The organism is Kitasatospora sp. NPDC059812 (assembly GCF_042732075.1).
Classification (GTDB): Bacteria; Actinomycetota; Actinomycetes; order Streptomycetales; family Streptomycetaceae; genus Kitasatospora.
Genome location: NZ_JBHWIO010000024.1, coordinates 1 through 10,978, shown reverse-complemented (window position 1 = coordinate 10,978; position 10,978 = coordinate 1). Strand labels below are relative to the sequence as shown.

The 10,978-nt window shown below is 75.2% G+C and carries 9 protein-coding genes; 3 read left to right on the top strand and 6 right to left on the bottom strand.

Features of this window, described 5'->3' with window-relative positions; genetic code table 11:
* Positions 1-263 precede the first annotated feature (263 nt).
* The 3 genes from ACFV6D_RS15005 to ACFV6D_RS14995 are packed head-to-tail and all read left to right on the top strand — an operon-like array spanning position 264 to position 2,514.
* Complete coding sequence (locus ACFV6D_RS15005; RefSeq protein WP_380559952.1) at positions 264-1,148, top strand: oxaloacetate decarboxylase; 885 nt, start codon at positions 264-266, stop codon at positions 1,146-1,148.
* The gene (locus ACFV6D_RS15000; RefSeq protein ID WP_208869031.1) at positions 1,148-1,447 is read left to right on the top strand and encodes a hypothetical protein; all 300 of its coding nucleotides are present in this window, start codon (positions 1,148-1,150) and stop codon (positions 1,445-1,447) included. Before ACFV6D_RS15005 ends, ACFV6D_RS15000 begins: the two co-directional genes overlap by 1 nt.
* On the top strand, positions 1,444-2,514 hold the full coding sequence (locus ACFV6D_RS14995) for a bile acid:sodium symporter family protein (RefSeq protein WP_380559950.1): 1,071 nt from the start codon (positions 1,444-1,446) through the stop codon (positions 2,512-2,514). The genes ACFV6D_RS15000 and ACFV6D_RS14995 overlap by 4 nt, the downstream gene beginning before the upstream one ends.
* 94 nt (positions 2,515-2,608) lie before the next feature.
* On the opposite strand, the gene ACFV6D_RS14990 is transcribed toward ACFV6D_RS14995, so the two are convergent.
* The 6 genes from ACFV6D_RS14990 to ACFV6D_RS14965 all read right to left on the bottom strand — a co-directional run.
* Entirely contained in the window at positions 2,609-5,356 is a 2,748-nt protein-coding gene (locus tag ACFV6D_RS14990) for a BTAD domain-containing putative transcriptional regulator (RefSeq protein ID WP_380560016.1), read from the bottom strand.
* A 214-nt stretch (positions 5,357-5,570) separates the two neighbouring features.
* Complete coding sequence (locus ACFV6D_RS14985; protein WP_063345999.1) at positions 5,571-6,413, bottom strand: hypothetical protein; 843 nt, start codon at positions 6,411-6,413, stop codon at positions 5,571-5,573.
* The gene (locus ACFV6D_RS14980; RefSeq protein ID WP_380559948.1) at positions 6,410-8,224 is read right to left on the bottom strand and encodes a GMC family oxidoreductase; all 1,815 of its coding nucleotides are present in this window, start codon (positions 8,222-8,224) and stop codon (positions 6,410-6,412) included. The genes ACFV6D_RS14985 and ACFV6D_RS14980 overlap by 4 nt, the downstream gene beginning before the upstream one ends.
* Positions 8,221-8,586: a hypothetical protein gene (locus ACFV6D_RS14975; protein ID WP_159398306.1), complete on the bottom strand. Its 366-nt coding sequence runs from the start codon at positions 8,584-8,586 to the stop codon at positions 8,221-8,223. Before ACFV6D_RS14975 ends, ACFV6D_RS14980 begins: the two co-directional genes overlap by 4 nt.
* A gap of 280 nt (positions 8,587-8,866) precedes the next feature.
* Positions 8,867-9,913: a TIGR03617 family F420-dependent LLM class oxidoreductase gene (locus tag ACFV6D_RS14970; RefSeq protein WP_380496237.1), complete on the bottom strand. Its 1,047-nt coding sequence runs from the start codon at positions 9,911-9,913 to the stop codon at positions 8,867-8,869.
* Between the two features lie 82 nt (positions 9,914-9,995).
* Positions 9,996-10,978, bottom strand: a 983-nt coding sequence (locus ACFV6D_RS14965) for a zinc ribbon domain-containing protein (RefSeq protein WP_380559946.1), incomplete at its 5' end; no start/stop codon positions are given.

The following is a 10,978-nucleotide window of genomic DNA, read 5'->3' as shown; positions in this document are numbered from 1 at the left end:
ACGGACAGGGCTAGTTGCTACCCGCCTCGGTCGGGGTTGCCCCCGGCGACGGGGCCTACGGGATGAGGGGGGGGGCGTGTATCTACCACGCCACCGCCCTTTTTATATGTCTGGCATATATTCAATTCCACGCCTCACTCGAATGAGTGAATCTCTCTTAAAGATTTGCCCACGGAACGTTAAAGGCCACATAGTGATGGCACCTCAGTCTGGTCTAGGGAAGACCAAGTTCAGGCAAAGCCACCGCGAGTGAGGAGAAGGCCATGTTCCACGGAACCACGGCGTCGGGCCACGGGCAGCGGCTCCGCGAGGAGATCGCGAGCCCGGGAGCCACGCCCCTCATCGGCGTCTACGACATGTACTCGGCCTCCATCGCGGCCGAGCACTACAACGGCATGTTCGTCTCCGGATTCGGCTTCGCCGCCTCCTACTACGGCCTGCCCGACATCGGGTTCATCGCCTGGCCGGACATGGTCGGCTTCGTCGAACGGTTGCGCGGCGCCTTCCCCCAGCACCATCTCCTGGTCGACATCGACGACGGCTACGTCGATCCCGAGGTCGCCTGCCACGTCGTGCGCAGGCTCGAACGCATCGGCGCGTCCGGCGTCATCCTGGAGGACCAGAAACGGCCGCGCCGCTGCGGCCACGCCGACGGCAAACAGGTCCTCCCGCTGGAGGAGTACCTGGAGAAGCTGGACCTCGTCCTCGCCAACCGGACGGACCTCCTGGTGGTCGCCCGCACCGACGCCACCGAGGAGGAGGACATCCTGCGCCGCGCCCGGGCCCTCGCCGCCACCGACGCCGACGTGGTGCTGGTCGACGGGGTGCGCAGCGAGGACTGGATCCGGCGGATCCGGGGGGTCGTCGGCGACAAGCCGCTGCTGTTCAACCAGATCGCCGGCGGCAAGTCCCCCCGGCTGTCGCTCTCCGAGCTGACCGAGCTGGGGGTGGACGTCGCCATCTACAGCACGCCCTGCCTGTTCGCGGCCCACCGGGCGATGGACGAGGCGCTGACCGGACTGAAGGTGGCCGACGGGCGGCTGCCGGCCGGCGCCGGGGAGAGCCGGCAGATCGGCGTGCGGGAGTCCACCGAACTGCTGGAGCGGAACATCGCGCGCTCCCGCCCGTTCGCGGGGGTGACGGCGTGATGGCCGGGCTGCGCGGTCCCGCCCCGCCCCCGGCGGCCGCCGTCCTGCGGGCCACCGCGCTGGGGCTGGCCGGGGCGTGCGGCCTGCTCGCCGGCGCGGCGGCGCCTGCGGCGGCGGGCGGGGGGCTGATCACGCTCGTCGACAACTCCAACGCCGACTCCTGGGTGGAGATCGATCGCACCGCCAACGTCCAGAACGGCAGCGGCTCGGCGGGCAGCGACCACGACGGCGCCGGGTCTCTGGTGGGCGGCCTGCTCGGGTCCGGCCCGGGCGGGGCGGCGATCGGGGGTGGCCGATGACCGACGACACCGCCCGCCGGGGCCGGTGGCGCGGGCTGTGGCCGCGCCGGCTCGACCCGTACCTGGTCGCGCTCGCCGGGGCGGTCGGCCTGGCCGCCCTGTTTCCGGCCACCGGGGGCTCGGCGCGGGTGGCGGCAGTGGCCTGCAACCTGGCGGTGGCGCTGCTGTTCTTCCTCTACGGCGCCCGGCTCTCCGCCCGCGAGACGCTGGCCGGGCTGCGCCACCTGCGGCTGCACGGACTGGTGCTCGCCGCCACCTTCGGCCTCTTCCCGCTGCTCGGGGCGGCCACCGCGCTGCTCACCCCCGTCCCGCTCAGCGGGCAGTTGCAGACCGGGGTGCTGTTCCTCTGCCTGCTCCCGTCGACGGTGCAGTCCTCGGTGGCGCTGACCGGCGCCGCCGGGGGCGACGTCCCGGCGGCGATCTGCTCCGGGACGTACTCCAGCCTGGCCGGGCTGCTGCTGACCCCGCTGCTGGCGGCCTGGCTCCTGGACGTGCACACCGCACTGTCGGCCGAGGGGCTGCTGCGGATCGGGGCCCAGTTGCTCGCGCCGTTCCTGCTCGGGCAGGTGCTGCGGCCGTGGATCGGCGCCTTCCTCACCCGGCACAGACGGGTGCTGACGCCGGTGGACCGGGGCTCGATCCTGCTCGTCGTCTACACCGCGTTCAGCGCGGCGACGGCCCAGGGCAGCTGGGGCCTGGCCACCCCGGGCGCCCTGCTCGGTCTGCTCGCGGTGCTGCTCGCCCTGCTGGCCGCCGCGCTCGCGGTCACCGGGCTCGGGGCACGGCTGCTGGGGCTCGACCGGCCGGCCACCATCGCGGCGGTGCTGTGCGGCTCGCAGAAGAGCCTGGCGAGCGGCCTGCCGATGGCCACCGTGCTCTTCGGGCCCCAGGCCGGGCTGCTGGTGCTGCCGTTGATGGCGTATCACCAGCTCCAGCTGGTGGTCGGCACCGTGCTCGCCGGCCGCTGGGCCCGCGCGCCGGATGCCACGCCCGCCGGGCAGGCCCCGCCCGCCGATCGGGTACCGGCCGCGCTCACGGGGCCGGGCGGGCCGCCCGTTCCCGGGTGAGCCGGCGCCTGGGGCCGCCGTCTGGCCCCGGCGTCTGGGGCCGGACGGCGGCACCCGGCCGCGGTGTCCAGCCGGGCACCGCGGGCGGCAGCCGCTACCCGTTCCCGCAGGTCCGTACCGCGGCGGCGCGCGCGTAGTAGTCGGCGGCGTCGGCGATGAAGCCGTCCTGTTCCGCGAGGCGGCCCGCGCGGTCGAAGTGGTGCCACGCCTCGCCGTTGCGGTCCAGGGTGGACAGGGCCCTCCCGCAGATGTCCAGGAGCATCGCGCGGCGCGCCACGACCTGGTCCTCCGGGGCGAGGTCGAGCGCGCACCGCGCGAGGGTGAGCGCCTTCGCCGGGCGCTCGTTCAGCAGGTGGTACCGGGCCAGGTAGTAGGTCGTGAGCATCTCGGTCTGCGGGCTGCCGGCCCTGCGGGCGAGCTGTGCGGCCCGCTCGTAGCCGAGGCCGGCCAGGTTCGTGTCGCCGAGTGCCTCCCGGGCCTGGGCCAGGTTGGCGGTGGCGATCGCCTCACCCTCGGTGTCGTCGGCGCGCCGGGCCAGGTCGGGTGCGCGCAGCAGGTGCGGCAAGGCCTCCTCGTACCGGCCGTTCTGCCCGAGGACCCAGCCGAGCAGGCTCCTGACGCGGGATTCCGCGTCGGCCTCGGCCAGTTCGACGGCGGAGCCGAGGGCGTGGCCGAGCGGAGCCTCCCAGTCGGCTCCGGGCTGCTGGACGACCAGGGGCCACAGCAGCAGGGCGAGTCGCCACGCCCGGTGGTGGTGCCGGCCGGCGGCGGCCGCCGCGGTGGCGGCGACGAGGTTGCGCCGTTCCCTGGCGTACCAGGCCATGGCCTCCTCCCGGTCGGCGAAGACGGGCGTCGACACCGGCGTCCGGAAGTCCTCCGGGAGCCGGCAGCAGGGTTGGCTGCCCGCCACCGCCGCGCTCGCGGCGGCCAGGGCGGCGTACAGGTAGTGGTCGAGGAGCGGAAGGAGGCGGTCGCCCCCGGGGGCGGGGCCGAGCGAGCGGGCGAACAGCCGGATGAGTCCGTGCAGGGCGTAGCGGTCGTGCCCCCGCTCCTCCACCAGGTTGGCGGCGACGAGACGTTCCAGCACCGCGCGGCTGCCGGCCGGGCTGTCGTCCGCCAGCGCGGCGACCGCCGCCACGTCGATGTCGGGGCCGAAGTGGTGGGCCAGCAGCCGGAGGACGGCGACCGCGTCCGGCGGGAGGTGGTCCACGCTGACGCGCAGGACGGAGGCGAAGTCGATGCCGTCCACCGCGAGGAAGGAGATCCGCCGCTGCCCGTCGCGGAGTTCCTCGACCGCGTCGCCGAGCGAGCGCTCGGGTCGCACCGCCAGCCGGGCCGCCGCCAGTCGCAGGGCCAGCGGCAGCCCGTCGCACAGCCGCACCAGGCGCCCGGCGGCGTCCGGTTCCGCTCCGACCCGGTCCGGGCCGAGGATGCGGGCGAACAGTGCCTCGCCCTCCCCCGGCCCGAGCCGGTCCAGCAGCAGGGGGCGGGCGCAGTCGCCGGCGACCAGGCTCTCCAGCCGGTTGCGGCTGGTGACGACGGTGGCGCAGCCGTGGGCGCCGGGGAGCAGCGGGCGGACCTGGTCGTAGCTCAGCGCGTCGTCGAGGATGACCAGGAGGCGGCGGTTGCGGAGCAGCGAGCGGTAGAGCGCCTCGGCTGCGGCGGTGTTCTGCGGGATGTCGTCGGGCTGGATGCCGAGCGCGCCGAGGAAGTCCCGGATGACGAAGGCGGGGTCGGCGATCGGGGCGGTGTCGATGAAGCCGCCGAGCCGGGCGAAGAGCACGCCGTCCGGGAAGTCCGCCGCGGCCTGTTGGGCCCAGTGGGCCACCAGCGCGCTCTTGCCGATCCCGGCCGGCCCGGTGACCAGGCAGATGGGCGAGTCGTGTGCGGTGTGCCGCACGGCCGCGTCGAGGGCGGCGAGTTCACGCTTGCGCCCGGTGAAGCCGGCCGGTCGGCGGGGCAGCAGGAGCGGTCGCCGCAGGTCGTGCGCGCCCGGCTGTCCCGCATGTCCCGCGCCGCGGTGCGCGTCCGCTGGACGGCGGGTGTCGGCCTGGCGGCGGGTGGCCTCCTGGCGGTGCGCGGCCTGCTGCCCGTGGGGGTCCCCGGGCCGGTGCGTGTCCTCCCGTCGGCGTGCGGCGCGTGGCGGGCTGAGGATCCGGTCGTAGGCCTCGACCATCGCGGGGCCCGGGTCGACGCCCAGTTCGTCACCGAGCAGTCGGGCCGTCCGGTGGTAGAGCTCGATGGCCTCGGCCTGCCGGTTCGTCGCCAGCAGGGCGTCGAGCAGGAGCGCCACCAGGGATTCGCGCAGCGGATGCCGGTCCGCCGGGCCCCGCAGCACCGCGACGGCCTCTTCGGCGCGCCGGCCCGCGGTCAGCGCCTGGCCGAGCTCCTCCACCGCGCCGAGCCGCGCCTCCTCCAGTTCCGCTGCTGCGGCGACGACCGGGGGTGTGCCGCAGAGTCCGGCGAGCGCCGGGCCGCGCCAGAGCGCGAGGGCCTTGCGCAGCGCCGGGATCCCGGCCGGTGCGCCGTCGCCGGTGCGCGCTTCGGCGACGGCGGCGCGGAACCGCTCGCCGTCGATGTGGTCGGACGGCGCCTGGAGGAGGTAGCCGTCACAGGCGGTGGCGATGGTGACCGGGCCCACGGGGTGCAGCAGCCGGCGGAGTTGGGAGACGTGCCCCTGGATCACGGTCTTGGCGTGTCTGGGCGGCTGCTCGCCCCACAGGGCGTCGGTGAGGCGGTCGTTCGTGACCAGCGCGTCGTTGGCGAGGAGGAGCATCGCCAGCAAGGTCCGGCGTTTGGGTGGCCCGATCTCGACAAACTGCCCGTTGCACCGGACTTCCACCGGTCCGAGCAGCCGGAATTCCAACAAGGGTCCCTCCCCACTGCCGATCACCTGCGCAATGGGTAAGGCTACCCTTGTCAGTGGACACTCACGCGCACGCCCCCGGCTGCGGAGGAGCGGTCAGGGGTGCACACGAGAACGGCGTCCACGGTCCGCCGCCCGCCCACTCAGGTGGTGTCGCCCCTGACCGTAACCCGCCCTCGGCTGATGGGCGTCACCGGACGTAGTAGGCGCGGTTGTGGGCGGCGACCGGCGGGGACTGGTAGGTCCAGACCCCGGCGGCCGGGGCGTCGGCGATCAGGTGGGCGAGGTCGCGGGCGGACTCCTCCGCGGGGTTGCCGAGGTCGAGCCGGACACGGTCGGCGGTGCGGTCGTCCAGGGCGTAGTAGCGGTAGGGGTGGTAGACGTTGAGCGGGCCGGCGAGCAGCTTGCCCTCGTCGTCGGTGCCGTAGCCGGTGATCGGGGTGTTGTTGACGGATTCGGCGGTGAGGCCGATCAGGTTCACGTCGAGGGCGAGGAGTTGCTCGTCGTGGCGGCGCAGCCCGTCCTCCCCGAGGGTGGCCCGGCGGCAGGAGACGGACCAGCGCTCGCGCACGGCGGGGGCGTTGAGCGAGGGCAGCGCGGTCTCGAACCAGCCGGGGTGCTTGGGCTCGGCGTACAGGCGGCGCCCGGCGTCGATGGCGAGCGGGTTGTCGCACAGGACGTGCAGGCGGGCGATGCCGAGAAGCTTGGTCTGGTCGTAACCCCGGGCGTACTGGCCGTAGTTGAGGACCGGGAGGCGGTCTCCGGCGAACACCGGGTGGGCGACCAGGTTGATCTCCAGCTCCTCGGTGATGCCACCGCCGTTCGGGTACTGGGCGAAGTACAGCTGGTAGTTGAGGGACACGCAGGCCCCGCCGTCGAACACGGCGGCGGTCAGGCCGGGGTGGCGCTTGCCGAGCAGTTCGCGCGCCCGCTCGGGCTCGACCAGGTAGTCGACGCCGATGTTGTGCAGCGCGCCGTAGTGGAAGGGCAGGTGGTACGGCTCCGGTACGGGCGGGAGCGGCAGGCCGGTCATGGTGTCTCCGGAAGGGCGGGCGAACGGGTGGCGGGCGAAGGAGCGACGGACGAAGGGGTACCGGCGACGGACACCGGGTGGTGCAGGTCCAGCAGGTCCTGGTGGATCCGGTCGGCGCTGCGCAGGGCGAGGGCGGCCATGGTGAGCGAGGGGTTGGAGGTGCCGAGCGAGGGCATCGAGCCGCACCCGACGGCGTACAGGTTGGGGTGGTCCCAGCAGCGCTGCCAGTGGTCGACGACGGAGGTGGCGGGCGAGTCGCCCATGACGTGGGTGCCGCCGGCGTGGCCCGCGCCCCGGTACCCGTAGGCGGTTCCCAGGTGTTCGAGGCGGCCCGGCCACTGCGGACCGGCCGGGTAGGCGGTGTGGTCCTCGGCGCCGAGCAGGGCGAACAGCTGGTCGGAGACGGCCCGGGCCGAGACCATGCCCGCGCGGACGTACTCGTCGAGGTCGTAGCGGACGGCCGGGCCGGGGAGGCCGAGCGGATCGCGCCGGTCCGGGTCGAGGGTGACCCGGTTGGCCGGGTCGGCGGGCTGCTCCAGTTCGAACTGGAGCGAGAACTGACGGCCGAGCCGGTCGCCGAGGCGTGCCCGCAGCTCCTTGCCGCGCAGCCCGGCGGCCAGCAGTGCGGCCGTCTCCGCCTCGGGGGAGCCACCGGCCCAGGACCAGCCCCAGTTGCCGATCTCGATCCGGAACGGGGCCCGGCGGGCGCGGGCCGGGCCGAAGCGGAAGGCCTCCAGGCCGCTGGTGGAGCCGGGCCCCCGGTAGGGGCCGACCTGGCCGGGCATGAGCCCCCAGGTGAGCAGCGCCGGGTGGTCCATCAGGTTGCGGCCCACCTGGTCGCTGCGGTTGGCCAGGCCGGACAGGAGCAGCAGCCGGGCGTTCTCGACGGCGTGCGCGGCGAGGACGACCAGGTCCGCGTCCACCCGGTGGGCCGCGCCGCCGGCCAGGTACTCCACCCCGGTGGCGCGCCCGGTCACCGGGTCGGCGAGCACCTTGGCCACCACGGCCCCGGTGCGCAGTTCGACGCAGGGCGCCCAGCGGGCCTGGGTGCGCAGCGGCGTGTACTTGGCGCCGGTCGGGCAGACCGGGACGCAGCTGGCGCTGCCCGCGCAGGGCGGGCCGAAGCTGTCGCCGGGCCGGGTGGGCAGGCCGTTGCGGGCGTGCGGGGTGCCGGTGACGGCGAGCCGGGCGGGGCCGGGCATGGCGGGGTCGCGGACGGTCCGGCCGTCGAGGGCGTGGGCGAGCCGGCGGTCGAGGTGGCTGGCCGGGATGGCCCGCATGGGGAAGGCGTAGTCGTCCGGGATCGGCAGTCCGACGGCGCGGCGCTGCTCCCCGGCGTCGGCGGCGACGCCGAGTTCGTGTTCGGCGGCGCGGTAGTACGGCTCCAGGTCGTGGTAGCCGATCGGCCAGTTGCGGCCGCGGCCGAGGTCGCCGGTGCGGAAGTCCTCGGGGTGCATGCGGGGGGTGAGGCCGGTCCAGAGCAGTCCGGTGCCGCCGTTGGCGCGCAGGTAGCCGCTGGCGTAGGGCAGCGGGCCGTCCTGCCGGAGGTGTCCGGTGGCGGTGAAGCCGCCGCCGGGGAGCCCGGTGAGGTCGGTGACGTCGAGGGACGGGGCGTCGGGGTGGTGCGGGTAGGGCGAGGTGGGCGGGCCGCCGCCGGCCGCGCGGAAGGCGGCGGCGGTCTCGGGCCCGGAGGGCGCGGCCCGGCCGGCTTCGAGGACGAGGACCCGCCGGCCCTGCGCGCCGAGGCGGTGGGCGACCAGCGTTCCGGCGAAGCCGGCGCCGACCACGACGACGTCCCAGCGGGCGGTCACCGTTCCTCGCCCCCTCGGGGTGCCTCGGCCCAGCTGCCGTGGCCGGGTGCGGCGGCGCCGGGCGGGTCGGCGCGGAAGGTCCGCCAGGCCAGGCCCTGGTCGTAGGCGCGGGCGGAGCTGGGGGTCTCGCCCGGCCAGGCGCCGACGTACCAGAGGTGGACCAGGGCGTGGTCGTCGCGGACCCGGTGGGCCAGGGCGGTGCGGTGGTGCTCGTGCGCCATGCCGGTGGCGCGCAGCTCGGGCTCGTCGAAGCCGGTCAGTTCGGCGCAGACGCGCAGGAACTCGTCGAAGTCGGCGAGGTCGTCGGACGCCCCGAACTCGGCGAGGCAGTCAACGGCAGGACGGTCGTCTGGCACGGACAAGCGGGCACCCCCACGGTCGTCGACGGTGGCCAAGACATGACAGACCGTGGGGTGGGTGAAGTCGGCGGCCCGTCACGGTCTGCCAGCGCGATCCTGCCGCCCGCCGTCGCCACCGGGAACCCGTTGCCCGAATGTGCCCGGTCTTGGCCGTCTCCTGCCCGATCGGCCGCCCACCGCGTTCGGTCGGCGGCTGTTTCCGGTCGGGGAACGGGGGCGGGCGAGGGCACGGCGAGGTGTCCGACGGGGGCAGGCGAAGGTCCGGCGAGGGGGCCGACGGAGGTCAGCCGAGGGCGCGGACGGCCGCCAGGACGTCGAGGCCCAGCTCCGGATCCGCATCCTCCGGCAGGCTGACGGACAGCCGGTCGACCAGGCCCGCGTACCGCCGGGTCAGCTCGCGGGCGACGTCCTCGACCGGACCGGACACCGCGAAGGTGTCGAACACCTCGTCGTCGATCAGCGCGGCCATCTCCGCCCAGCGGCCGCGCACCGAGTGGGTGTGCAGTTCCTCCTGGAGCCCCTCCCACCCGTGCTGGGCCAGCACCGGGCGGTAAGCCGGGGTGGAGGCGTAGAACGCCAGCCGCTCCCGCACCCCGGCCCGGTTGGCCGCCAGTTCCTCCTCCGTCCGGCCGGTGGCGGTCAGCACACTGCCGGCGACCTCGAACGGCCGCGCCGTCCACGGGGCGCCCTCGGCCTCGGCCTGCGCCCGGGCCCCGGTCAGACCGGGCAGCACCTGCTCGGCCAGGTAGGCGGGCGACGAGAACGGGTGGCTGAGGAACCCGTCGGCCACCGCCCCGGCCGTACGGGTCATCAGCGGCCCGACGCCGGCCAGCAGGATCCTCGGCACCCCGGCGGGGACGGGGTCGGGCGAGAAGACCGGCGTCATCATCGTGTGGGTGTAGAACTCGCCCCGGAAGCGCAGCCGTTCGCCGGTCTGCCAGCTGTGCCAGATCGCCCGCACCGCGTGCACGTACTCGCGCATCCGCGCGGCCGGCCGGTCCCAGGGCATCCCGAAACGCTTCTCGATGTGCGGCTTGACCTGCGAGCCCAGCCCGATGACGGCCCGTCCGCCGGAGGCCGCGTGCAGCCCCCAGGCCTGGTAGGCGAGCGTCATCGGGGTGCGGGCGAAGGCCACCGCGATGCCGGTGGCCAGCTCGATCCGCTCGGTCCGGTCGGCGGCGCGGGCCAGCTGGAGGAACGGGTCGTACGCGGTCTCGGCGACCACCAGGCGGTCCATGCCCCGGCGTTCGGCCCGCTCGGCGGCGTCGAGGATCCCCGCCGGGTGCCCGGAGGCGGTGGCGTCGAGACGGAAGGCGGGGGGTCGGTGCATGGCGGTGCTCCTGGGCGCGGGCTGCGGCGGTACCCGGGTAGCCTCCCACGCCGCCGCCCGGGCCCACCTCCGCAGCCTGCCCTCAGCGTTTGAAGAACTCCACCTCGGCCAGCGCGATGGGGATTCCGGGCCCCGTCCCGGCGGCGGCGCGGACGACCATCGTCACCTTCACGACGTCGCTGACGCCGGTCAGCACCGTCTGCGGGCCCGGCTTGTCGTTCAGCGTCACCTTCTGCTCGTGCACCTTGCCGTCCGAGGTCGTCATCCGCAGGTCCAGGGCGGTGGGCCGGGCCTGCTGCTGGAACTGCTGCGGCTCGGTGGAGGAGCCGGTGTGGATGATGACGTCCACCAGCCGGAACGGGCGGGCGAAGGGGAAGCTGATCGAGTCCCCGACGTTCGGCGCCCCCCAGTAGGTGTTGCTCAGCCCGTCGACGGTCAGCTTCGCGGGATGGCCCTCGACCTCCGCGCTCGCCGCCGCCCCCGTGGGGGAGATCGCCGAGGCGTCGCGGAGCTTGTCCAGCACGTCCTCGTAGATGTTCCGCCCCGCCGGGTAGAACAGAACCCCCGCGACCACCAGCGCCGCCAGCACGAGCAGCGCGATCATCCGGCGCAGGGTGCGGCCGGAACCGCCGATGCGCACACGGCGCCGGAACGGCCAGCGGGTGCGCCACCACGGCAGGGCCGCCACGAGTTCGGTGGGGGTCAGCGGCTCCGCGCACCGCCGGCAGAACTTCCGGTCGGGCCGGTTGGGCGTGCCGCACCGGGGGCAGGGTGGGCCGACCTGGGCCTCGTCGGCCGCGGCCGGGCGGACGATCGGGCGGGGCGCGACGGGCTTGGCGGGCTGCACCGCCACCGGGTCCGCCGCCGCCGGCGGCCGGGCGGCCGTGGGCTGCGGCGGCACCGCACCGGGGCGGACCGGCGGCACCTCGGAGGCGGGTGCGGGCTTGGGCGTGGCTGCGGGCGCAGCAGCGGGCGCGGCGGCGGACGGCCTCGCCGGCTCGGCGGGCCGGGCGGCTGGCGGTTCGGCGGGCGCCGCGGACGGCCGCACGGGCGGGTGCGCGCCGG